We start from the raw sequence: 24001 nt of genomic DNA, 5'->3' as shown, positions 1-24001 counted from the left end.
CCGGCGTTCGCTCCTGTGAAAAAAAAGCCCCGCGTCATGCGGGGCCCCTGACATGCGGCGACGTGCGGCGGGTTTCAGCGGCGGAAGCTGCTGACCACCTCCACGGGGATCTCCTGCCGGAAGACCTTGCGCACCAGCTTGGCGCTGCCGCGCACCAGATCCAGCTCGATGGGGCATTCCTCGGGGGCGCGCAGCGAGAGCTGCAGGCCGCCTTCCTTGCGGGCCTCGAAACGGACGGTGCGCACGATCTGGCGATGGCTCTTGTCCATGCGCTCGGCCAGCAGCAGAAAGAGGGAGAGCAGGCGGATCTCCTCGCGGGTCTCCTGGTCGAATTCCATGAAGAGCGGCACCTTTTTGGAGGGGCGCTTGCGGTGGAAGTAGGTCAGGGCGGCCATGATGTCCACTTCGCGGCGGGTGAAGCCCAGCAGCTCGGTGTTGCGGATCAGGTAGTGGCTGTGGGCATTGTGGCGCGAGAAGGAGATGAAGATGCCGATGTCGTGCAGCAGGGCCGCATAGTGCAGCAGCTCGCGGGCCAGGTCGCCGGAGGCGTGCAGGCCCATGACCTTGGCGCTGTCGAACAGGTCCAGGGCCAGGCGCGAGACATGGCGGGAGTGGCGTTCCTCAAAGCGGCAGCGCCGCGCCAGGTGGAGCACGCTCTCCTTGCGTACGGGATGGAAGCTGCCGTCGGCATGGGGCATGCGGGTGGACAGATAATCCACCAGGATGCCGTTCTGCAGGTTGCGGTTGCTGATGCGCACGCTGTCGAAGCCCTGATCCTCCATGATGGTCTGGAGGATGGCGGCACCGGCCACGATGACGTCGGCACGGTTGGGATTGATGCCGGGCACGCTGCGGCGTTCCTTGAGGGTGCGGCCGCACAGTTCTTTGACGGCCCGGCGCAGGCCGCCGTAGCTGAGCACGTCGCGGGATTCCTGCGGGGCCCGGCCCGTGCGGGCGGCGTCCTCGGCATCCAGGGCGGCGGCGATCTCGGCCAGGTTCTGGGCCGTGCCGGAGCTGGCCACGGCCTCCTCGATGACGAAGTCCGCTATGCGCTGGAACGAGCGCAGGGCATTGTTGCGGATATAGGTCTGCAGGGCGGCGTAGCGCTTGGCGGAGATGGTGCCGGAGTCCTTGTCGAAAAAGAGGTTGGACAGGCGCACGCAGCCCATCTTGAGGGAGTCGAGGTTGCGGTATTCCTCGGAATTGCCCACCACCAGCTCGGTGCTGCCGCCGCCGATGTCGATGAACAGGCGCAGGCTCTCGGTATGGGCCAGGCCGCTGGAGACGCCCAGATAGATGAGGCGGGCCTCTTCGCGGCCGGAGACCACGCGGAAGTCGATGCCGGTCTTTTCCCTGACACGGCGCATGAAGTCCGGGCCGTTGACCGCGTCGCGCACGGCGGCCGTGGCGATGGCGATGACCTCCGAGGCGGCGTAGACGGCGCACATCTCGGCCATGCCGCGCAGGACGTTGATGGTCCGGGCCATGCTCTCTTCACGCAGGTGCCCCGTCTCGAAGGCGCCTTCGCCCAGGCGCACCATGTTCTTGACCTGGTTGAGGACCGTATGCGAGCCGTCGGGCAGGACGCGCACCAGCATCAGGCGCAGCGAGTTGCTGCCCAGGTCGATGATGCCGATGACGCGTTCCCCCTCCGGCCCTTCGTGGTCCGGCACTACAGGATGGGACATACGCACTCCAGCTCCACGCCAAAGATGTGCATGAACAGATCGCCCTTGACCAGCAGGCGGTCCTGCTCGGGGGCGCAGTCCCGGGCGCCGCTCAGGGTCAGCACCACCTTGCCGGGCTGCAGGTCGACGGCCACGTCGTGCACGGCCTCCATGTGGCGGTAGTCCAGGGCGTCGGCCATGCGGATGAGGGCCGCGGCCTTGTTCAGGGCCTCGCGGTCCTTCTTGCCCAGGGCGGCGAAACGGCGGTGGCGCAGGGCGGGCCAGGCCTTGCGGTGATAACGGACGAGCTGGGCCACCAGGGAGCGGTCTTCGGGCAGCAGGGCCAGGCTGGTGTCCTGCTCCACGATGCGCATGCCCTTCTTGTGATGGCCCTTGCGCCCGGAAGCGAAGCCGATGTCATGCAGGCAGCAGGCGATGCGCAGGCGGTAGAGCCAGCGGCCGTCCAGACCGTGCAGGGGCTGGAGCTGGTCGAAAAGCTGTTCCGCCAGGTGGGCCACATGCTGGCCGTGGCGGCGGGTGGCCTCCAGCTCGGGGCTGCCCGGCAGCAGATGCTCCAGCAGGGCCTCGCAGGGCAGGGGCGCCCAGTCGCGGGCGGCATCGGCCGTTTCGGGCCCGGCCACCTTGACGCGCTTCTTGCCCGTCCTGGCCTTCTTTTCTTCCTTGTCCTTTTTCCTGGCTTTCTTTTGGGGGGCGGCTTCCTGCTCCGCTCCGGCGTCCGGCGCCGGAGCTTCCTGCGCCGTCACGGGCGCTTCGGCCGGAGCCTGCGCAGGCTCTTCGGCGGGGGCAGCTTCCTCATTCACCGCTTCTTCAGGGCGGTCTTCCCGCGCTTCGGGGGCGGCGGCCGCGGGTTCCGGCGCCTGTTCCGGGGCGGGCCCTTCCGCGACGGCGGCCGTCACGGCAGGCGCTTCGGCGGCTTGGGGAGCGGGTTGCGGCGCGTCCGTACCGGAGCCGGGCAGGGACGCCCGGAGGCGTTCGTCGCCGTCGTTACGGGGGGTGGTGGCGGCAGCGGCCTGCCCCTGGCGCTGCTGCCGGCTGCGGCTGGTACTGCTGCCGGTCTTGCCGGCGGGGCGTTTTTTGGTAGCCATGATGAAAGCTCCTTGGGATCAGATATCGTCCCTGGTGATATGTTGGGCGATCATGCGTTCCTGCGCGTTGACGGCCGTTTCCTTGCTGGCGGGCTTGAGCCGCGTGTAGGTGGCGTCGGCCTGCAGCTGCCAGGTCTGGACGTTGTCGGCCAGGTGGACTTCGAGGATGTCCTCGCGGATCTTGCGGCGCAGTTCGGGATCGAGGATGGGGGCCAGGACCTCGATGCGGTGGTCGAGGTTGCGCGGCATGAGGTCCGCGCTGCCGATGTACATGATGTCGTCGCCGTTGGCATGGAACCAGTAGATGCGCGAATGCTCCAGGAAGCGGCCCACGATGCTGGTGACCGTGATGTTCTCGCTGATGCCCGGCAGGCCGGGGCGCAGACAGCAGATGCCGCGCACCTGCAGACGCACGCGCACACCGGCCATGGAGGCCCGGTACAGGGCGCGGATGATGCCCGCATCCACCAGCTGGTTGCATTTGAAGATGATCTCGCCGTTGCCGTAGCGCTTGTGCAGTTCGATCTCGCGGCGGATCATCTCCATGAGCGGGCCGCGCATGGCCTGGGGCGAGACCAGCAGCTTGCGGTACAGATCGCGGTCGGCATAGCCGGTCATGACGTTGAACAGGTCGGTGACGTCGGCGCAGATGTCCTCGTTGGAGGTGATGAGGCCCATGTCCGTGTAGATCTTGGCCGTGGAGGCATTGTAGTTGCCCGTGCCGATGTGGACATAGCGCGTGATGTGCCCGGCCTCGCGGCGCACCACCAGGCAGAGCTTGGCATGCACCTTGAGGCCGATGAAGCCGTAGACCACGTTGACGCCTTCCTTTTCCAGCTCTTCGGCCCAGGTGATGTTGCGCTCCTCGTCGAAGCGGGCCTTGAGCTCCACCACGGCCACCACCTGCTTGCCGCGGCGCCGGGCCTCGATGAGGGCGCGCACGATGGGCGAGTCGTTGCCCGCGCGGTACAGGGTCTGCTTGATGGCCAGGACGTTGGGGTCCTCGCTGGAGCGGCGGATGAAGTCCAGCACGGCCTTGAAACTGTCGTAGGGATGGAAGAGCACCACGTCCCGCTTGCGCAGGTGGCCGAACATGTCGCCTTCCTGGAACAGGCGCGAGATGTGCCCCTGGATGCCGGGCGTCTTGAGCTGGGGGCGGTCCACATTATAAAGGGTCATGAACTCGGAAAAGCCCATGGGCCCCTTGATGCGGTAGATCTGGAAGGGCTGCAGGCGCAGGCGCCGCGCCAGGAAGTCCACCAGCTCGCGCGAGGCCTTGTGGGCGATCTCCAGGCGCACCACATCGCCGAAGCGGCGCTGTTCCACCAGGTCGCGCACGGCTTCCAGCAGGTCGTCGGCCTCGTCTTCCTCGATCTCCAGGTCGGTGTTGCGGGTGATGCGGAACAGGGCGGAGCTGACCACCGTATGCCCGGGGAAGAGCAGCTCAAGATACTGGGCCATGAGGTCTTCCAGCAGCAGGATGTCATCACCGCGCACGTTGGGATCGAAGCCCAGGGAGGCGTAGGTCTTGGCCTCCTTGTTGCGCGGGATGAAGATGAAGCGCGAGAGGTTGTTGGGACACTTCAGGCGCACGAAGCGCGTCTCCCTGTCGCGGTTGCGCAGCTGGATGATGAAATTGAGGCAGGTGGTGGAGATGGTGGGGAAGGGGTGCCCGGGGTCGATGGCCTGGGGCGTGAGCACGGGGTAGATCTCGTTGCGGAAGTAGCCGTCCAGGAAACGGCGCTGCTTTTCCGAAAGGTCGGTATAGCGCACGATGCGCACGCCCCTTTCCAGCAGTTGCGGGGCCAGGCTCTTGAGCCAGTGGCTTTGCGCGCGCGAGGTCAGCAGCAGGGTGCGGCGGCGGATCTCGGCCAGCTGCTTGGCCGGCGTGATGCGGTCGGCCGAGCCGTTGGCCGCGCCGTTGCGGTACTGGCGCAGGATGTTGGCCACGCGGACCATGAAGAATTCATCAAGGTTGTTGTAGAAGATGGCAAGGAATTTGAGCTGTTCCAGCAGGGGCTGCTGGGGCGAGAGGGCTTCGTCCAGGACCTTGGCGTTGAAGTCCAGCCAGTTGATTTCCCGGTTGAGGAAAAGGTTGGGGCAGGAAAGGTCCTGCATGTCTTCAGGCGAGCAGGGTTGCTCGGGATATTTGAGGACTATCTGGGAGGTCATGCCGCTCTCCTTGTGGGCGTAGCTGTTCCCGGAATACTGCTGCATGCGTGTGACGATTCTGTGACATTTTCGGACAGGATTGCGAAAGAAAAAGCGAAGAAAAACAGGCGGGCTCCGGGCCGCACCGGAAAGGGCCAGGGCTGGAAAACCGCGCTCCCGTAAGGTGAAGCATCTTTCCGCAACCGGTGTTGAGGTGTTAGCACAGGCCCCTGCGGAGCTCAAGGGGGGCAGGCCCCCGGGGGGAAGGCGGCGGGCCGCTGCGGGCGGCAGGGGCGGGCGCGGGCCCCAAAAAAGGGGAGGCCTTGCGGCCTCCCCGGCATGGGGGCTGGTCTCAGTCCTGCATGCGGAAATCCACGCGGATCTTGAACAGGCGCGTGGCGGGCAGGTTGAGGATGGGGATGCCCGTGCGGGCCGTGATGTCGGCCAGCGTGGCGCGCTCGTCTTCCCGCGAGGGGCTAATGAGCGTGAACCAGATGTTGTAGTTGTGCTCGCGCAGGTAGTTGTGGGTGATGCCGGGACGGGCGTTCACGTCGCGCACGAAGTCCTCCATCCTGTCCTCGGGCACCTTGGCCGCGCAGAGGGTGGAGACGAATCCCAGTTTGCCGGACTGGAAGTTGGCTCCCAGGCGGCGGATGATGCGCCGCTCGCGCAGGCTGCGCACGCGTTCCAGGGCCTCTTCCTCGGGGATGCCCAGCAGCGTGCCCAGGTCGGCATAGGGGCGGGGCGTCAGGGGAAAGGCCGTCTGGATGATGTCCAGCAGGCGGCGGTCGGTCTCGTCCAGGGCTTCCTGCGCGGTGTGGGGACCGCAGTATTCGGGGGCGTCCGTCATGGTGGCTCACTTTGCGCCCGTGGCGCGCTTGGGCTGATAGGTGCACAGGGGCTCTTCGGCCATATGGTTGCCGTTCATGCTCCAGGCGCGGGCACGGCAGCCGCCGCAGACCTTATGGAACTCGCACACGCCGCACTTGCCTTCGTAGCACTTCTGGTCGCGGAACTGGCGGAAGTACGTGCTGTTGCGCCAGATCTCGGGGAAGGGCGTCTCGCGCACGTTGCCGCAGTTCAGTTCCAGATAGCCGCAGGGCTGCACCTGGCCGGTATGGCTGATGAAGCAGAAGCCCGTGCCGCCCAGGCAGCCGCGGGTCATGGCGTCCATGCCGAAGGTCTCGGGCGTGACGGCCACGCCTTCCTCATGGGCGCGCTGGCGCATGATGCGGTAGTAGTGCGGCGCGCAGGTGGCCTTGAGGTGCATGCTGGTGGTCTTGCGGAAGTCGTAGAGCCAGTGCAGCACGTCCTCGTATTCCTCGGCGCTGATGACCTGGTCGGCCAGGCCCGAGGCCCGGCCCATGGGCACCAGCAGGAAGATGTGCCAGGCGGCCGCGCCGATGCGCTCGCACAGCTGGAAGATGTCCTTGAAGCTGTGCAGGTTGTTGCGCGTGACCGTGGTGTTGATCTGGAAGGGCACACCGGCCTGCTTGAGGTATTCGATGCCGCGCATGGAGGCTTCGAAGGCCCCGGGCACGCCGCGGAACTCGTCGTGGCTGGCGGCGTCGGCACCATCGATGGAGATGGAGCAGCGGTTGACGCCGGCTTCCTTGATCTTGCGGGCCAGTTCGGGCGTGATCAGGGTGCCGTTGGGCGAGAAGGCGCAGGTCAGCCCCTTGTTGTGGGCATAGGCCACCAGCTCATAGACATCGGGGCGCATCATGGGATCGCCGCCGGTGAAGATGATGATGGGGTTGCCCACCTGGGGGAAGGTGTCGATGAGGGCCTTGGCCTCTTCGGTGGAGAACTCGCCCGGATAGGGTTCCGGGTGGGCCTCGGCGCGGCAGTGCTTGCAGGCCAGGTTGCAGGAACGGGTCACTTCCCAGGCGATGAGCTTGCAGGCGGGCGTGCCGTCCTCAAGGGTGCGCACCATCTTGTGGCCGGGCGCTCCCCCGGGATGACCGCCGGGACGGGCACCCGCGGCACCGGGATGGCCGCCGGGGTGCCCCCCCATGCCGCCGGGATGGCCCGGCATGTGCTTTGCGTCATGCATCAGCGCACCAGCCTTTGCTTGAGCAGGGTCTCGGTGAAGTAGGTGATGAGCATCTTGGCACCGGCGCGCTTCATGCCCAGCAGGCTTTCCATCATCACGGCTTCTTCGTTGATCCAGCCGTTGAGACCGGCGGCGCGGATCATGCTGTATTCGCCGCTGACCTGATAGGCGCACAGGGGCACGTTCACGGCGTCGCGCACCTGGCGGATGATGTCCATGTAGGGGCCGGCGGGCTTGACGATGAGACAGTCGGCGCCTTCGTCCAGGTCGGCCAGGGCTTCGATGATGGCTTCGCGGGCATTGGCGGGATCCATCTGGTAGCTCTTGCGGTCGCCGCAGGCCGGAGCGGACTCGGCGGCTTCGCGGAAGGGACCGTAGAAGGCCGAGGCGTATTTCACGGCATAGGACATGACGGGCACCATGACCAGGCCGGATTCGTCCAGGGCATGGCGGATGGCGGCCACGCGGCCGTCCATCATGTCGGAGGGGGCCACCATGTCGGCACCGGCGGCGGCATGGCTCACGGCGGTCTTGGCCAGCAGTTCCAGGGTGGGGTCGTTGAGCACCGCGCCGCCGGGGGTCAGGATGCCGCAGTGGCCGTGGCTCATGTATTCGCACAGGCAGACGTCGGTGATGACGTAGAGCGAGGGCCAGCGATGCTTGAGGCGGCGCACGGCTTCCTGTACGATACCGTCCTCGGCATAGGCGCCGCTGGCCTTTTCGTCCTTCTCGGCCGGGATGCCGAAAAGGATCACGGATTGCAGGCCGTCATCCACGGCCTTTTCCACCTGCTTTTCCAGCTCGGCCAGCGACAGCTGGTACTGGCCGGGCATGGCGCCGATCTCCTTGCGGAAGGACTGGTCCTCGGTCTCCACCACAAAGTAGGGCATGATGAGGTCTTCGGCCAGCAGGGGCGGGGTCTCGCGCACCATGCTGCGGATCTCGGGGGTCCAGCGCAAACGTCTGCCGCGATGGAAGGATTGGGACATGGTTCTACCTCGATGCGGCAATGCCGCGGTTGTGTTTGGGGAGGATGGCGGCGGCCCGTCCCCGTCCCGGAGGGGCCGCGGGAAGGACCGGCGCGCGGAAAGGCCTGCGCCCCGATGCCGCCGGGCGACAGGGGACGGGACCTTCCGGTGTGAAGGCCACCATAGCGCAAAACGCCACAGGGGAAAAGCCGCCGGGCAGGGCTGTGATCGCCGGCATGCCGGCCGGCAGCCGGCCTTTGCGATGTTGCTGCAAAAACGCCCCGGCATCCTGGGATGCCGGGGCGTCGTCGTCTCTGGAGAAAGGGGCCTACAGGCCGATCTCTTCGTCAGTGAGGTAGCAGGCGGGGTCCTGGGCCCATTCGTCGCCGTAGTAGGCTTCGGCGCGGGCGCGGAAGTTGCCGCCGCAGATGTTCAGGAAGCGGCACTTGGCGCAGCGGCCGCCCACATGGGCCTTCTTGTCCTTGAGCTTGTGCAGCAGCTCGATGCTGGGGTCGTCCCAGATCTGGGAGAAGGGGCGCTCCAGCACGTTGCCGAAGGTATGGTTGCGCCAGAACTGGTCGGCATGCACCTTGCCGTCCCAGGAGATGCAGCCGATGCCGCGGCCGGAGTTGTTGCCTTCGTTGTACTGCAAAAGCTCGAAGACTTCCTCGGCGCGCTTGGGATCCTCGCGCTTCATGCGCATCCACAGATAGGGGCCGTCGGCGTGGTTGTCCACGGTGAGGATCTCCTTGGGCTTGCCGGCGTCGAACAGGGCGCGGGTCTCGTCCATGATGAGGTCCAGCACCTGACGGGTCTCGGCGTGGTCCAGGTCTTCCTTGATGAGCTCGGAGCCGCGGCCCGAGTACACCAGGTGATAGAAACAGGCGCGGGGCACTTCCAGGTCGGCCAGCAGGCGGAAGATGCCGGGGATCTCGCCCACGTTGCGCTTGTTGATGGTGAAGCGCAGGCCCACCTTCAGGCCTTCGGCCTGGCAGTTGGCCACGCCTTCCAGAGCCTTGCGGAAGGCACCGGGCACGCCGCGGAAGCGGTCGTGCACTTCTTCCATGCCGTCCAGGGAGATGCCCACGTAGGAGAGGCCCACGCCCTTGAGTTCACGGGCCTTTTCCTTGGTGATGAGGGTGCCGTTGGTGGAGATGACGGCGCGCATGCCCCTGGAGGTGGCGTGGCTGGCCAGTTCCACCAGGTCCTTGCGCACCAGGGGCTCGCCGCCCGAGAAGAGCATGACCGGCGCGCCGTAGGCGGCCAGGTCGTCGATCATGGCCTTGGCCTGTTCGGTGCTGATGTCGTCGGCGCCGTCCACGGGCACGGCCTGGGCGTAGCAGTGCACGCACTTCAGGTTGCAGCGCTTGGTCATGTTCCAGACCACCACGGGCTTTTTGTCCTTGGAGAACTGGAGCAGGTGCGAGGGCAGGTTGCCGGACTGGCGGCCGTAACGCAGGGCGTCGGAGGGCTCCACCTGACCGCAATACAGTTTGGAAATACCGATCATCGTACGATCCTTTACAGCGAGTCGCCGTTTGTGCCCCGCCGGGATAGCGGACACGGGGCGGGGGAGTATGGCGCGGGGAAGCCCGGAGGAACGCCCGGCCGGAGTGTCTGGGGACGGGACAGGATCATCCTGCCCTCATGGTGCCTGTCTGCCCGGAAGGCCGGGGGCCTGCCGGAAGCAGAGGGAAAAAGGGTGGCTGCGGGGCCGGAACGGGGAGAGGCGCCGCAGCGGCGGCCCCTCCCCGGCAGTCACGAAGTTAGCCGGCGATCCTGGCGCGCAGCACGCCGAAGGCGGCCTCCACGCCGTCGGCCCTGGTGCCGCCGGCCTGGGCCAGGTCGGGACGGCCGCCGCCGGAGCCGCCGCAGGGCGCGGCCACGTCCTTGATGAGGGCGGGCGCGGTGAAGCGGCCGTGCAGGTCCTTGGAGACGTAGAGCAGCAGGCCCACCTTCTCGCCTTCCACCGTGGCCAGGCAGGCCACGCCGGAGGGGATGCGGGAGCGCACGTCGTCCATGATGTCGCGCAGGGCCTTGACCGGCACGCCGTCCAGCTTGGCGGTGAGCAGCTTCACGCCGTTGACCTTGGTGGCCTTCTGCACCAGGTCGGCGCCGGTGGCCGGGCTGGCGGCCGCCTTTTCGGAAGCCTTGCGCAGCTTCTTCACATCGCTGTGCAGGGCCTGCACGCGTTCGGCCAGCTGGCCGGGCTTGGCCTTGAGCAGGGCCGAGAGGTCGTGCAGCTCGGCACGCTGGGCCACGGCCAGGTCATAGGCGTTCCAGCCGGTGACGGCCTCGATGCGGCGCACGCCGGCGGCCACGCCGCTCTCGGAGACGATGAGGAAGCTGCCCGCCTGGCCGGTGTGGCCCAGGTGGGTGCCGCCGCACAGTTCCACGGATTCGGTATGGGCGTCGTCGCCCATGCTGACCACGCGCACGGTGTCGCCGTATTTTTCGTTGAACAGGGCCATGGCGCCGCTGGCCACGGCCTCGTCATGCTTCATTTCCCTGGTGCAGACGGGGTAGTCGGCCATGATGGCGCGGTTGACCCGGCGTTCCACGGCGGCCAGTTCCTCGGGGGTCAGGGCCGCGATGTGGGAGAAGTCGAAGCGCAGGCGCTGGCTGTTGACCAGCGAACCGGCCTGCTTCACATGGGTGCCCAGCACGGAGCGCAGGGCGGCGTGCAGCAGGTGGGTGCAGCTGTGGTTGCGGGCCGTGGCCATGCGGGCGTCTTCTTCCACGCTCAGGGCCACTTCCTGGTCGATGCGCAGCAGGCCCTGTTCCACTTCGATGGTGTGGACGATGAGGGTGGGCGCGGGCTTCTGGGTATCCAGCACGCGGGCGGCGCCGTCGGGGCCTTCCATGCGGCCGGTATCACCGGCCTGGCCGCCGGATTCGCCGTAGAAGGGGGTCTGGTTGGTGACCACATAGCCCTTCTGGCCGGCGGGCAGTTCTTCCACGCTCAGGCCGCTCTCGTCCAGCAGGGCCACGATGCGGCCCTGGCCGCTCAGGCCGCCGTAGCCGGTGAAGACGCTCTGCAGGCCGTCGTCGGCCAGCTGCTGGAACAGCGAGGAGCCGCTGCCGTCCTGGCCCAGCAGGCCGGACTTCTTCTGGCTCTCGCGGGCGCGGCGGCGCTGTTCGGCCATGTGGGCCTCGAAACCGGCCACGTCCACGCTGAAGCCGCGCTTTTCGGACACGTCGGTGATGATGTCCAGCGGGAAGCCGTAGGTGTCGGACAGCTTGAAGCAGAACTCGCCGGGGATGACCTTGTCGCCGGCCTTTTCCAGTTCGGCCAGCTGGTCTTCCAGCAGGGCCAGGCCCTTGCCCAGGGTGAGGGAGAAGCGCTGTTCTTCCTCATGCACGGCGCGGGCGATGAAATCGGCGTGTTCGGTCAGTTCGGGGTAATCCTCGCCCATGATCTCGGTGACCTTGCGGGCCACCTTGTACAGGAAGGGCTCGTGCACGCCCATGAGCGTGGCGAAGCGCAGGGCGCGGCGGATGAGGCGGCGCAGCACGTAGCCGCGGCTCTCGTTGGAGGGCAGGGTGCCGTCGGCGATGAGGAAGGCGGCGGCGCGGGCGTGGTCGGCGATGACGCGCAGGGCCGTGTCCACGTCGTTGGTGTCGGGCGCGCTGAAGCTGTACTTCACGCCGGCCAGTTCGGCGGCGTACTGGATGATGTCCTGGAACAGGTCGCAGTCGAAGTTGGAGCGCTTGCCCTGGCAGACGGCGGCGATGCGTTCCAGGCCCATGCCGGTATCGATGTTGGGACGGGCCAGGCGGTCGCGGGTGCCGTCGGCGTGCTGGTCGAACTGGGTGAAGACCAGGTTCCAGATCTCCAGGAAGCGGTCGCAGTCGCATTTGCCGATGCCGCAGTCCGGGCCGCAGGCCATGTCTTCGCCCTGGTCGATGTAGATCTCGGAACAGGGACCGCAGGGGCCGGTGTCGCCCATGGTCCAGAAGTTGTCCTTCTCGCCCATGCGCACGATGCGTTCGGCGGGCAGGCCGGCCACTTCCTGCCAGATGGCGGCGGCCTCGTCGTCCTCGCGGAAGACGGTCACCCACAGGCGGTCCTTGGGCAGTTCCAGCTCTTCGGTCACGAACTTCCAGGCCCAGGTGATGGCCTCGCGCTTGAAGTAGTCGCCAAAGGAGAAGTTGCCCAGCATCTCGAAGAAGGTGTGATGGCGCGCGGTGCGGCCCACGTTCTCGAGGTCGTTGTGCTTGCCGGACACGCGCAGGCACTTCTGCGAGGTGGTCACGCGCGGCACGTCGCGCACTTCTTCGCCCAGGAAGAACTTCTTGAACTGCACCATGCCCGCGTTGGTGAAGAGCAGGGTGGGGTCGTTGGGCGGGATCAGGGGCCCGGAGGGCAGGATGTCATGCCCGTTGCGGGCGAAGAATTCCAGATAACGGCGACGAATCTCTTTGGCGGTGAGCATAGGGGCTCCATGTTGCTGCCCGGAAGGGCGATAAAAAACGGGCGGCCCCGCAGGGCCGCGTTGCACACAAAACTAGTCCAGATCGGACATGGCGGCGCTGCCGTCGTCCAGATCCTCTTCGCCGGGGGTGAACTCCTGCGGATGCATGCCCAGGAATTCCGTCACCTTGGCTTCGATCTGGCGGCGCAGTTCGGGATCCTCGTCCAGCAGGGCGCGGACCTTTTCGCGGCCCTGGCCCAGCTTTTCGGAGCCGAAGGCGAACCATGAGCCGCTCTGCTCGATGATCTTGGCCTCCAGGCCCAGGTCGATGAGCTCGCCCGAGCGGGAGATGCCCTGACCGTAGAGGATGTCGAACGTGGCGCTGCGGAACGGCGGGGCCACCTTGTTCTTGACCACCTTCACGCGGGTACGGGAACCGAAGGACTCTTCCTTGTCCTTGAGGGTCTGGATGCGGCGGATGTCCATGCGCACCGAGGAGTAGAACTTGAGGGCGTTGCCGCCGGTGGTGGTCTCGGGGCTGCCGTAGCCGGTGACGCCGATCTTCATGCGGATCTGGTTGATGAAGATGACGGACGTGCGCGACTTGTGGATGGTGCCGGTAAGGCGGCGCATGGCGTGGGACATGAGGCGGGCATGACCGCCCACCTGGCTCTCGCCCATGTCGCCTTCCAGTTCGGCCTGCGGGATGAGGGCGGCCACGGAGTCCACCACCACCAGGTCCACGGCGCCGGAGCGCACCAGCATGTCGGCGATGTCCAGGGCCTGCTCGCCGTAGTCGGGCTGGGAGATGAGCAGCTCGTCGGTGTTGACGCCCAGATGCCGGGCGTAGTTCACGTCCAGGGCGTGTTCGGCGTCCACGAAGGCACAGGTGCCGCCCATTTTCTGGCATTCGGCGATGATGTGCAGGGTGAGGGTGGTCTTGCCCGAAGATTCGGGGCCGAAGATCTCCGTGATGCGGCCGCGCGGGATGCCGCCCACGCCCAGGGCCAGGTCGAGGCCGATGGAACCCGTGGGGATGACGGGGATGTTGACATGGGCTTCGTCGGAAAGCTTCATGACCGCGCCTTTGCCGTACTTGCGTTCGATGGTGGCAAGTGCGGTGCCCAGGGCTTCGGCGCGGGCTTCTTCAGGAGAAAGGGCCGGTTTTTTGGCCATAGAGACGCTCCCTGTAGGAAATTTAAGCAACACAGTATAGCAAAGCGCGCACGGCAAGGCAAGGAAGGCGGCAGGCCTCCCGGGACGGGCCCCCCGGCCGCGGGGATGCCGCCTTCGTCGCGGCGCGGGGTCCTCCCCATGCCGGGCGCCACAGGCTGCCCCAGGCCGTCACGATCGCTCCAGCCATTCAGGGCTCCTGCCCCATGCCGGGCGGCACAGGATACGTCTCCGGCAGGGAGGCCGCTGTGCGGGCGCGCACGAAACCTGCGCTATTCAGGAATAAATATCAATAATTGTCAAGGGCAGAAGGGCCGCCTGACGGTGGGGCCGGGCCGTCCCGTCTCCCTGCACCCCGTATCCCGCTCCGGGTGCCCGGTGCCGTGCAGGCGCGGACGGCACAGCGCCGTCGGCCCGCGCCGTCAGACGGTGCGCCCATTCGAGGGGAAAGGAGCGCCGTGGTGCGTGATGCGGCACGCGCGCGGCGCCTCAAGAGCGTCCCCTGCCCTGCATGGGGCCCGCAGCGGCGCGACAGGACGAAAAATCCTATCCCCCGGCTGCGAAAATCCGGGCCGGGCTCTTGCCTCCTGCCCCCGCTTTCGCGTAGAAGGCGGGCCATGATGAACACTCCCTCCGATTTCCAGACCCCCGCCGCGCCCGGCATGGTCGATGCTGACCAGCGGCCGGTGGATGTGGTCGTGCTGTTTTCCGGCGGCCTGGACAGCATCCTGGCGGCCAAGGTCCTGGAGGAACAGGGCCTGCGGGTCTGCTGCCTGCACTGCCATTCCCCCTTCTTCGGTGATCCCGGCGCCGTGGAGCGCTGGAGCCGCCTGTACGGACTGGACATCCGCACCCTGGACGTCAGCGACGATTTCTGCGCCATGCTGCGCGCCCGTCCGGCCCACGGCTTCGGCAAGGTCATGAACCCCTGCGTGGACTGCAAGATCCTGCTCCTGCGCCATGCCCGCCTCTACATGGAGAGCATCGGCGCGCGCCTGCTGGCCACGGGCGAGGTCCTGGGGCAGCGCCCCATGTCGCAGCGCCGGGACGTGCTTAATGCCATCCGTCGTGATGCCGGGGTGCAGGACATCCTGCTGCGGCCCCTGAGCGCCCTGCATCTGTCGCCCACTCCCGCCGAGGAGGAAGGCTTCGTGGACCGTTCCCGCCTGCTGGGCATCAGCGGGCGCGGCCGCAAGGACCAGCTGGAGCTGGCCCAAAAGTACCGCCTGCCCGAGATCCCCACCCCCGGCGGCGGCTGCCGCCTGGCGGACAAGGAGAACGCCCGCCGCTACTGGCCCGTGCTCTCCCGCTGGCCCGAGCCCGACACGCGGGCCTTCAGGCTCTCCAATCTGGGGCGGCAGTTCTGGGCGCGGCAGGACGGCCGGGACTACTGGCTGGCCATCGGCCGCACCAGCGCCGACAACCAGGCCCTGCACACGGTGCTGGGCAAGGACGACGCCAAGATCCACCTGGCCGACATCCCCGGCCCGCTGGCCGTGGCCTGTGGGGGCCGTACCTGGCCGGAAGAGATGCTGCGCGCGGCGGCCGCCCTGATGGCCTCCTATTCCGGCAAGGCCGTGCGCCTGGGGGCTCCCGTGGGCGTGCGGGCCAGCTGGCTGGGCGGCGCCTGGCAGGGCGAGGTGCTGCCCTCCCGCGAGGGCATCTGGCAGGAACCGGCCTGGGAACCGGCGCGCGAGGAACTGCGTGCCGAGCAGAAAGCGCGCCTGCACGGCATCCCGCCGCAGGGGGACGAGGCGGGAGAATAGGCGCGTGCCGCTTTACAAGATGACTTTTTCCGGGTAATGAGGAGCGATTCCTCATTATGGGGCAACAATGCCAAAATCGTGCCTAAGGGCCAGTTTTGGGAGGCTTATATGGACCAGAAGGATATCGAGTATTTCCGCAAGCTCCTCACCAGCATGCTGGAGGAAGCCAAGCAGAAGGGCGACTCCACCATCGAAGAGCTCACGGACAGCAATGAAGTCTTCGCCGACCCTGCTGACCGGGCCACCGCTGAATCCGACCGTGCGTTCACCCTGCGCATCCGTGACCGCGAGCGTCGTCTGATCCGCAAGATCCAGTCCGCGTTGCAGCGCATCGACGACGGCACCTACGGTATTTGCGACGAATGCGGCGAAGAGATCTCCATCCCCCGTCTCAAGGCCCGTCCGGTCACCCGTCTGTGCATCAACTGCAAGGCCAAGCAGGAAGAGGACGAGCATCTGCGCGGCGACTAGCACGCACCCCTGACCTGTGCCGCCGGAGCGCGGCATCCCTTGACCCTTTCACACAAAAACGGGCTCCGGCCCGTTTTTCTGTTTTTCTTGCCCCGGCCGTCGTGCCGGGAAGGACACCCCGGCATAGTTATGGACGCCCATCTTTTTTTCCGTTTCTGCGAGGAACTCGCACCGCGCATCATCGGCGGCTGGCTGGAAAAAGTGCAGGAACCGGCCCCCGGCCTGCTGGCTTTCAACATCAATCTGCCCGCGCGCGGCCAGACCCGTGCCCAGACGGGCGGCAGCCGCAAGTGCCAGCTTTGCCTGCGCGCCGCCCGCAAGGAACCCTTCCTCTTCCTTTCCCGCAGCCGCCTGGCCGCCGGACGGGCCCCGTCGGCCCCGGTCATGCGCCTGCGCAAATATCTGGCCGGGCACCGCATCCTGGCCACGGTCTGCTGTTTCAGCCGTCGCCAGCTCTGGCTGCTGGTGGGCGGGGAGGCCGCGGCCGAGGAGGCCCTGCGCCGCCGGATGCCGCTCTGGAGCCCGGCGGAAGGCGAGGAGGACGGCCTTTCCCCCGAGAGCGGGACGCCGCCGGACAGGGCGGACATGCCGCCGGAAAGCGGCGATGCCGCGGCACGGGAGCCCCTGGCCACCTGGCTGCTGCTGGACTTGCGCGAAGGGGCCTCGGTGCGCTTTTTGCCCGTGAGCCGCAGCCCGCAGGAAGAGTCCCTGCGCTGGCCGGAGCCCGGCGAGCTGGAAGAGGCCCTGGCGCACTGGCGGGACTGGCCGGTGCTGACCCCGGCCCTGCGCCGTGCCCTGCCCCTGTATGACGGGCTGGACCGGCAGGCCCTGCTGGAAGACCTGCGCCTGGGCGGCGGGGACGTGTTCTACTACACGCCGCCGGACGGAGAGGCGGAGGAGAAGGCCGGGAACGACAGCCCCTCCTGCCGCATCGCGGCCTGGCCCCTGCCGGATGCCCTGGCCCGGGGCTGGCATGAGGAGCAGGGGGAAGACATCCTCGGCCTGGTGGAGAAGGCCGGGCAGAAGCTGGTGCTGGAGAAGGCCGCGCGCGATGCCGCCGGGGCCGCGGCCCTGCCCCTGTCGCGCCGTCTGCGCAAGCTGGAACAGCTGCTGGCCAAGCTGGACGAGGAGGAGCGGCGCCTGCTGGGCATGTGCGCCGCCCGCGAGGACGGCCTGCTGCTGCAGGCCTGGCTGTGGCGCTGGCCTGCGGATTTCCGTGCCCCGGAGCTGGTGCTGCCGCCGCCGGAGGAAGGGGACGGGGACACGCCGCGCAGGACCGTGAAACTGGATATGCGGCGCAGCGTGCGGGACAATATGGAACGCCTGTTCCATACGGCCCGGCGCGGGCGGCGCGGCCTTGAACATCTGGCGGAACGGCGCGCGGTGCTGCGGGCCGAGCTGGCCACCGTGCAGGCGGCCCGGCAGGAAGCCCTGCTGGGCGGCATCGGGCCTGCCGCCGGAGAGGCCGGGCGGCCCGACAGGAACACCGTGGCGCTGGGGGCCCTGCGCGGTGCGGCCCTGCCGCGCAACGTGCAGCTCTTCGTCAGTGACGACGGCTTCGCCCTGCTGCGCGGCCGTGACGCCAGGGGCAATATCGCCGCCCGCAAGCTGGCCGCGGCCCACGACATCTGGCTGCATGCCGACGGCGGTCCCGGCTCGCACGTCATCATCCGCCGGGCCCATGCCGGGCAGGAAGTGCCGGAACGCACCCTGGACCAGGCCGGGGCGCTGGCGGCCTGCAAGAGCTGGCAGAAGGACGCGGCCCGGGCGCGCATCCTTTACGCCGAGGTGCGCCACATCCGCAGCATGCGCGGCGCGGGCACGGGCACCGTGCGCATGGACAAGATCCTCTACAGCCGCGAGGTGCCGGTGGATGCCGGCCTGGAGACCCGTTTGCTGCCGGAACAGGATGCTTTGCGCCGCTGACAGCTACCGGGAGGAAGGGGCCCCAGGACCTTTGGGGGGAAGACTTTGTCCTGCAGCTTGTGTATCACTGCAGATGGCGTTCATATGGAGGGCACCAGGGATGCCTGCTGTCCTGGGGGGCAGGCAGCGGGATACCGCTCACCCTGATCCCCCATACCCCAACGGAGGTTATCTCCATGACAGACCCCATCCGCATGATCCGGCTGCGCGAGGAGCTCCTGGAGCGACTGCGGTGCCATTTGCCGGGGCCCGGGATCCATCCTACGGCCATCGAAGGTCTCAATCTCGTCTTGCGGGAGGAGAGCGGCAAAGCGGAGAAATGCTTTGAGCGCCCGCTGGTGGGCCTGGTGGTCCAGGGCACAAAACATTCTTTCATGGGAGGGCGTGATTACACCTATGGCGATGGTCAAAGTGTCGTGGTCGCCGTGGATATGCCCATCATCTCCTATGTGACGGACCTCTCGCCGGACAGACCTTTCCTGTTTATCTACCTCTATCTGAACAAGGCCATGATAGCATCGCTGGTGGCGGAGATGCGGTCTGATCTGCCCCCCATGCCGGAGGGGGCCAATGCCGTATCCGTGGCTGGCACCGATGCGGACATCCTGGAGATGTTCAACCGTTTGCTGGGCCTGCTGGATAAGCCTGGACAAATCAGCGTGCGCGCGCCCATGATGCTGCGGGAGCTGCACTATCTTTTGCTGCTCAGTTCCCACGGGCCGCTGCTGCGCCAGCTCAATACCTCGGGCACACAGAACGGCCAGGTCGTCCGGGCCATTGACTGGATTCGGGACAATTTTCGGGCGCCGCTGCGTGTCGAGGCATTGGCCCGGCAGGTCAACATGTCCACAGCCAACCTGCACCGCCATTTCAAGCAGATCACAGGCCTCAGCCCGTTGCAGTACCAGAAACAGCTACGTCTCTACGAGGCGCAGCGCCTGATGCTGGTGGAGGACGCGCGTGTTTCCAGCGCCGCCCTCAGTGTGGGCTACGAAAGCGTGAGCCAGTTCAACCGCGAATATAAACGCATCTTTGGTGAGCCGCCGTTACGCGACATGAAGCGCCGCCGCATACCAGCGGGATAGGAGAGCGTCCAGGCGACCGGCAGCCCGGTCTGCGGGGGGCGGACCGGGCTGCCGGTATTCAAACGATCTTAAGGCTGGACGACAGTTTTCAGAACGTTCCCTTTGGGCGATACCTGGGCCTCGAAGGCAGCCTGGAGATGATCCAGGGGCAGGACAGCGGTAACATACCGTTCGGGATTGATAAGGCCCGAGTCGATGAGATCGATGGCTTCGGCGAATTCCCGCCGCGTGCAGGAGACGCTGCCGGTAAGCCGTAGTTCATGCAGCACGACGCTGTTCAGGGAAAAAGGGATGGTGGGCGTTACGGAATTGCCTATCAGGACCACTTCACCACCGGGGCGGACACCATCCAGACAGGTGGACAGGGCATCCGCCGAGCCCACGGCCTCGAAGACCACGTCGAAGCCGCCATGAGAGGCCTCCCGCATGAGTTGCGCCCTGTCCGGGGCCGTGCCATCGAAATAGAGATCGAAGTCCCCTATCTCACGTGCTCTGGCCAGCTGGCGGTCGTCAATGCGGGACATGGCCAGCAGAGAGGCCCCGGCTCGTTTGGCCAGTCCGCCGATGAGCTGGGCTATGATGCCGCTCCCCACCACCAGTACCCGGTCGTGCAGACGCAGTCCTGAGCGCCGGACAGCGTGATAGGCCACCATCAGGGGATCGATGAGCGCAGCGGCCACATCCGAAACCCCGTCGGGAAGACGATATGCATTCATGGCTCTGCCCACGAAATATTCCGCATAGCCGCCGTTACAGACGAAGCCCGTGTACCTGGCGCCGTTGACTTCCCGGCAGAGATGCTCCTGCCCGCTGCGGCACATATCGCACTTGCCGCAGTAGAGGTTGGCCCAGAAAGTCACGCGTTCGCCGATACGGAAGTCCGTGTCGCCGCTGTCCACCACGACGCCGCAGAACTCGTGGCCCATATGGAAGTCCTCCAGTGGTGTGGGGCTCCAGCCCCTGCCCGCCTGCCACATGTGGATGTCGCTGCCACAGACGCCGCAGGTGCTGACCCGTATTTTCAACGTACCGGGTGTCACCGGCGGAACGGGGACGTCCTTCAGCTCAATGCGTCGCGGCCCGCTCAGTACGGCGGCCCGCATCATTTCCTGTGCCATGATTCCTCCTTGCGGGGGACGGACGCATGCGCCCGTCCCTTCTGTCTAGCTGCTTTGGACCTGCTTTTGCTGGTCCGCCGGGTAACGGTCCCCCATGATCTCCACGGCGGCGATGGCGGCTTCCAGTTCCTGCCATTCCTCTGGGGACACCGCCAGCGAGGCCGCCCGGATGTTTTCTTCCAGATGCGAGAGCTTTGTTGTGCCGGGGATAGGCACGATCCAGTCGGCCTTGTGCAGCAGCCAGCCGAGGGCGGCCTGGGCACCGGTAATGCCACGCGGACGGCCGAAGCGGTGGAGCCGTTCCACGATCTGCAGATTGTGGCGCAGGGCTTCGGGCGTGAAGCGGGGCAGGCTGGCGCGGTTGTCGTTGCCGGAGTCGAAGCGTGTGTATCCCGTCATGTCGCCGCCCAGAAAACCGCGGTTGAGCGGACTGTAGGGTACGAAGCCGATGCCCAGCTCCACCAGAACAGGGAAGATGGACCGCTCCGGCTCCCGCCACATGAGATGGTACTCGCTCTGCACGGCCGTGACGGGCTGCACGGCATGGGCACGGCGGATGGTTCCCGGACCCACTTCACAGAGGCCGAAGTGTTTGACCTTGCCTTCACGGATGAGGTCGCCCACGGTACCGGCCACATCCTCAATAGGTACGGCGGGGTCGAATCTGTGCTGATAGAAGAGATCGATGGCCTCCACACGCAGGCGCTTGAGGGATTCTTCGGCCACGCGGCGGATGGTGGCCGGAGTGCTGTCCAGCTGTCCGTCTTGATAGACGCCGTCGATGATGCGGTGTCCGAACTTGGTGCTGATGGCTATCCGGCCTTTGTAGGGGGAGAGCGCCTCTCCGACCAGTTTTTCATTGGTCAAGGGGCCGTATACCTGGGCCGTGTCGAACAGGGTGATACCGTGCTCCACGGCCTGGTGCAGTAGGCGGATGAGGGATTTTTTGTCCGGGGCAATGCCGCGATTGTATGTGGCGCCCATGACGCCAAAACCCAGGGCCGAGATGGTCATGGCGGCCTTGCCGGTACCCAGGGTACGCAGATGTGTCATAAGGGGCAGGTCAAGGGCATCGTTCTTGCCGGGCATCGCCTTCTGCTTGCCGTCCGCCCGGGCCATATCCGGCAGGCCGCCCGCCAGCAGGGGCGCGGCCGCCAGCAGGGCCGCACCCCGCAGGATATCGCGGCGTCCTGCTACATAGTGGGGAGAGCTGTCTTTCATGCTCGTCATACTCCTGTTTCCGGCCGGATAACGTTCGGCCGCTGTACCGTCGGCGTCATGAGGAGCGACGGTCATCATCATTGTCCAGACCCATGAGGGTCGCGGGATTTTTCCTGATCAGCAGATCAATGTCCTGCCGGGACATGCCGGCCCGCAGCAGAGTGCGGACGCAGCGGCGCATCCCTTCCAGTGGATGCGGCATGCCGGGCTGGCCCAGATCGGTGGTGATGAAGCTGCGTTCCGGGATCAGCCGGGCATAGGTGACGAAGTCCGTATCGCTCATGCGTGCGAACGCGGGCAGGCCTGTACCCGGCCCCCAGAGATTGGTGATGTAGCTGTATTCAAGGTAACCACCGAGTTCTGCCACCCGCATGACCTGGGCCCGGCTCAGTCGCCAGATGTGGGAATTGGCGTGGGTCACCACAAACTTGCGCACCCCCACGTCCCGGGCCATGCCTGCCAGCACGAGGCTCTCCTCCGGCGAGCTGTGGCCGGTGGCGAAGATGATGTCCGCCTCGGCGCAGACCTCCATCACCCTGATGACTTCAGGCAGGACGCGGCCCGTATCGCTCAATACGGGGATGCCTTTGCCGGGCAGTTTGTCGTGCGCGTGCTGCCAGGCCGCCGCCTGGGTGGGCATCCAGATGCATTTGCAGAGGCCGCCCGTGGTCTTCACCGCCATAGCGGCGGCATGGGGATTGACGCGGTCGCCGTAACAATGGTTCATGCACAGGCTGCCGAAACAGTGAAAGTCAGGGAATATCTGACGGATCAGCCAGGCTCTGTCATGACAGCTCCATTCATTGGACTTGAACATCAGAGCCCGATATCCGGCCTGCCGGGCCTCGCGGACGAGGCCCAGTTCATCGACGGATCTGGGTTTGACGTCCGGGGCGGCGTGGACATGCAGGTCGCAGACGCCCTGCAGCAATGCCTCTGGCATGCGCGTCCCTTCGGACGGCGATGCGTGCAGCATCGCGGCTCCCGTCATGAAGGCGGCGCCTCCGGCCAGCCCCGTGCTCCTGATGAAGTCCCTGCGTGTCCATGCGGACATGGCATTTCTCCTTGTGGCCGTGACGGGCGGATGGTCACGGCTTTCGCTCGTCAGCGGGCATCATATTGGGCGTCGGTGACTGGCTCCAGCCATTGTACGACCTTGCCAGGTTCCTTTTCCTCGCAGATGGATATGTGGGTCATGGAACTGTTTGGAGCCGCTCCGTGCCAGTGCTTGACCCCCACAGGACAGATGACCACATCGCCTGGCCGGATGATCTGAACGGGCTTGCCCCATTCCTGGGTGAGGCCGAGTCCGGCCGTCACGATGAGGACTTGTCCTACGGGATGGACGTGCCAGTTGGAGCGGGCGCCGGGCTCGAAGGTCACGCTGCCGCCGCTGGAACGCATGGCGTTGTTTGCCGGATAGAGGGGATCGATCCGCACATTGCCGGTGAAGCAACTCGCAGGCCCTTTAATGGAGGCCTGCTCGCCGTTGCGGATGATTTTTTGTCCGTCATCCTTGCCGGTATCTGCAGACGCAGCGCCAAAAGGGACGGCCATGAGGGTCAAAAACAGGACCAGGGACCTCATGTGTCGCATAGTGTACCTCCTGATGAGAACGTATGTGCCCATGCTATCCGGGCTGGAGGACTGGAGCCAGCTACGATGCGCGCATTTTTTTGCCTGATTGTTGCAGCAAATCGGGGCAGACGGAACGTCCCGCAGGGTAAGGGCACGAGGATGGTAGAGGGTAATCCTCACAGAGTGCCGGACCATGCAGCAGACCCGGGGAACCCGGCAGGTAAGAAGAGGATGGGGACCGGTACGCCGGAAAGAAGGCGGCAGGAAAAGGCTGGCCGTGGCGCTTGAATGGAACGGGGAAAAGGAAGACGGGCATGCCGGAGGCGCGGCCTGGGGCGCCGAAGGGGGACAGGGGGCAACCGAGGGCGGGAGCAGCGGAGGATACGCTCAGTCCAGCTTCCGGCCCGTCTTGTCGATGACGTACCAGGCATCGCTTTTCCAGTACCAGTGCTCGCCGCCGGAGCCCGGGACTTCCTGGCGCTGCCCCGTGTCCGTGACTTTCGCCCTGCCGCCTTCAAAGGGGTGGGCAAAGGCGAAGCGGGGCGCGATCACCACCCGGCCCTTTTCGTCCGCGTAGCCCATGCGGCCCCGACCATCCACGATGCGGTACAGGCCTTCGCGGACGTAGTCGGGGCCGTTGTCGTAGCGGAAGGGGACGACAGAGGGGGCGCAGCCGCACAGCAGCAGGGCCAGCAGCAGGGAAGGGCAGGCGGTCTTCATGGTACCTCGATGGTCTTGCCGGGGAGAACCGGGGAGGGCGGTGCCGGAGGCGGCCCGTGATGGCGATGGGATGACAGGCCGTGCGCCGGGGGCGCCTTCGCGGCAGAGGCCGTGCCCCCGGGCGAACGGTATGGAAAAGCCACCCTTGCGGGTGGCTTTTTTGCTGGATGGTGGAAAGAAGGGCGTCTCCGGCCGCCTTATCTGGTGAACAGGATCAGGCAGACCATCTCCATGTCGCCGGGGCCGTCGTTATGGACGGCATGCCATTCGCCGTCGGGACAGACGGCCGTGTCCCCGGCCTGGAGCATGACTTCGGTGCCGTTGTCGTCGTAACGGCACTGGCCCTTGAGGATGTGGTAGACCTCCATGTCGCCCACATGCTGGTGACGGCCCACGGCCTCGCCGGGCCCGAGGCGCACAATGTTGAACAGGCGCCCCTTGTCGTGGAACTCGCCTTCGTTGAGGAGCTGGGTGGCATGGATCAGGCCCGGGCCTCCGGCGATCTGTCTGTCGAAGCGGATGTGGTCTTCCTTGCGGCGGATCATGGTTCCCTCCTGGGGGTTGGACGGGGCCTGTGCCC

19 protein-coding genes are annotated in these 24001 nt (G+C 66.4%); 4 read left to right on the top strand and 15 right to left on the bottom strand.

Going from position 1 to position 24001, the window contains the following annotated elements; all coding sequences use genetic code 11:
* Positions 1-74 precede the first annotated feature (74 nt).
* The 9 genes from DESPIGER_RS07875 to recA form a co-directional block, all read right to left on the bottom strand.
* Positions 75-1688 carry a Ppx/GppA phosphatase family protein gene (locus DESPIGER_RS07875; protein WP_072335263.1) on the bottom strand — a complete coding sequence of 538 codons (1614 nt, stop codon included), beginning with the start codon at positions 1686-1688 and terminating at the stop codon, positions 75-77.
* The gene (locus tag DESPIGER_RS07870; protein ID WP_083575338.1) at positions 1673-2773 is read right to left on the bottom strand and encodes an HD domain-containing protein; all 1101 of its coding nucleotides are present in this window, start codon (positions 2771-2773) and stop codon (positions 1673-1675) included. Before DESPIGER_RS07870 ends, DESPIGER_RS07875 begins: the two co-directional genes overlap by 16 nt.
* Before the next feature lie 18 nt (positions 2774-2791).
* Positions 2792-4990, bottom strand: a complete 2199-nt coding sequence (gene ppk1, locus DESPIGER_RS07865; protein WP_231927546.1) for a polyphosphate kinase 1 — start codon at positions 4988-4990, stop codon at positions 2792-2794.
* A 286-nt stretch (positions 4991-5276) separates the two neighbouring features.
* Entirely contained in the window at positions 5277-5774 is a 498-nt protein-coding gene (locus DESPIGER_RS07860; RefSeq protein WP_072335257.1) for an AsnC family transcriptional regulator, read from the bottom strand.
* A 6-nt stretch (positions 5775-5780) separates the two neighbouring features.
* Entirely contained in the window at positions 5781-6962 is a 1182-nt protein-coding gene (gene ahbD / locus DESPIGER_RS07855) for a heme b synthase (protein WP_072337645.1), read from the bottom strand.
* Between the two features lie 17 nt (positions 6963-6979).
* Positions 6980-7969 carry a porphobilinogen synthase gene (gene hemB, locus DESPIGER_RS07850; protein ID WP_072335254.1) on the bottom strand — a complete coding sequence of 330 codons (990 nt, stop codon included), beginning with the start codon at positions 7967-7969 and terminating at the stop codon, positions 6980-6982.
* Between the two features lie 307 nt (positions 7970-8276).
* Complete coding sequence (gene ahbC / locus DESPIGER_RS07845; RefSeq protein WP_072335251.1) at positions 8277-9458, bottom strand: 12,18-didecarboxysiroheme deacetylase; 1182 nt, start codon at positions 9456-9458, stop codon at positions 8277-8279.
* Between the two features lie 256 nt (positions 9459-9714).
* The gene (alaS, locus tag DESPIGER_RS07840) at positions 9715-12384 is read right to left on the bottom strand and encodes an alanine--tRNA ligase (protein WP_072335248.1); all 2670 of its coding nucleotides are present in this window, start codon (positions 12382-12384) and stop codon (positions 9715-9717) included.
* Positions 12385-12456: 72 nt separating this feature from the next.
* A complete protein-coding gene (recA, locus tag DESPIGER_RS07835; protein WP_072335245.1) occupies positions 12457-13539 on the bottom strand; it encodes a recombinase RecA in 1083 nt (360 codons plus the stop codon).
* Between the two features lie 614 nt (positions 13540-14153).
* Here recA and DESPIGER_RS07830 point away from each other — a divergent pair.
* The 4 genes from DESPIGER_RS07830 (at position 14154) to DESPIGER_RS07815 (ending at position 18784) form a co-directional block, all read left to right on the top strand.
* Positions 14154-15302, top strand: coding sequence for a tRNA(5-methylaminomethyl-2-thiouridylate) methyltransferase (locus tag DESPIGER_RS07830; protein ID WP_156831661.1), 1149 nt, complete (start codon positions 14154-14156; stop codon positions 15300-15302).
* A 108-nt stretch (positions 15303-15410) separates the two neighbouring features.
* The gene (dksA, locus tag DESPIGER_RS07825; RefSeq protein WP_072335242.1) at positions 15411-15773 is read left to right on the top strand and encodes an RNA polymerase-binding protein DksA; all 363 of its coding nucleotides are present in this window, start codon (positions 15411-15413) and stop codon (positions 15771-15773) included.
* 129 nt (positions 15774-15902) lie between these two features.
* Positions 15903-17699, top strand: coding sequence for an NFACT RNA binding domain-containing protein (locus DESPIGER_RS07820; protein ID WP_072335240.1), 1797 nt, complete (start codon positions 15903-15905; stop codon positions 17697-17699).
* A gap of 176 nt (positions 17700-17875) precedes the next feature.
* On the top strand, positions 17876-18784 hold the full coding sequence (locus DESPIGER_RS07815) for an AraC family transcriptional regulator (RefSeq protein WP_072335237.1): 909 nt from the start codon (positions 17876-17878) through the stop codon (positions 18782-18784).
* A 68-nt stretch (positions 18785-18852) separates the two neighbouring features.
* Here the strand turns inward: DESPIGER_RS07815 and DESPIGER_RS07810 are convergent, their stop codons facing one another.
* From DESPIGER_RS07810 to DESPIGER_RS07785, 6 genes are all read right to left on the bottom strand, one after another.
* The gene (locus DESPIGER_RS07810) at positions 18853-19902 is read right to left on the bottom strand and encodes a zinc-dependent alcohol dehydrogenase (RefSeq protein WP_173783292.1); all 1050 of its coding nucleotides are present in this window, start codon (positions 19900-19902) and stop codon (positions 18853-18855) included.
* Between the two features lie 45 nt (positions 19903-19947).
* On the bottom strand, positions 19948-21123 hold the full coding sequence (locus DESPIGER_RS07805) for an aldo/keto reductase (protein WP_072335234.1): 1176 nt from the start codon (positions 21121-21123) through the stop codon (positions 19948-19950).
* 55 nt (positions 21124-21178) lie between these two features.
* Positions 21179-22177 carry a DUF6282 family protein gene (locus DESPIGER_RS07800; protein WP_072335231.1) on the bottom strand — a complete coding sequence of 333 codons (999 nt, stop codon included), beginning with the start codon at positions 22175-22177 and terminating at the stop codon, positions 21179-21181.
* A 50-nt stretch (positions 22178-22227) separates the two neighbouring features.
* Entirely contained in the window at positions 22228-22719 is a 492-nt protein-coding gene (locus tag DESPIGER_RS07795; RefSeq protein WP_419865635.1) for a cupin domain-containing protein, read from the bottom strand.
* A gap of 369 nt (positions 22720-23088) precedes the next feature.
* A complete protein-coding gene (locus tag DESPIGER_RS07790) occupies positions 23089-23421 on the bottom strand; it encodes a WG repeat-containing protein (protein WP_072335228.1) in 333 nt (110 codons plus the stop codon).
* Between the two features lie 197 nt (positions 23422-23618).
* On the bottom strand, positions 23619-23966 hold the full coding sequence (locus tag DESPIGER_RS07785) for a cupin domain-containing protein (protein ID WP_072335225.1): 348 nt from the start codon (positions 23964-23966) through the stop codon (positions 23619-23621).
* Between the last annotated feature and the right edge of the window lie 35 nt (positions 23967-24001).

It is taken from the genome of Desulfovibrio piger (genome assembly GCF_900116045.1).
Lineage (GTDB): Bacteria > Desulfobacterota > Desulfovibrionia > Desulfovibrionales > Desulfovibrionaceae > Desulfovibrio > Desulfovibrio piger_A.
This window is presented reverse-complemented; position numbering and strand designations above follow the sequence as displayed.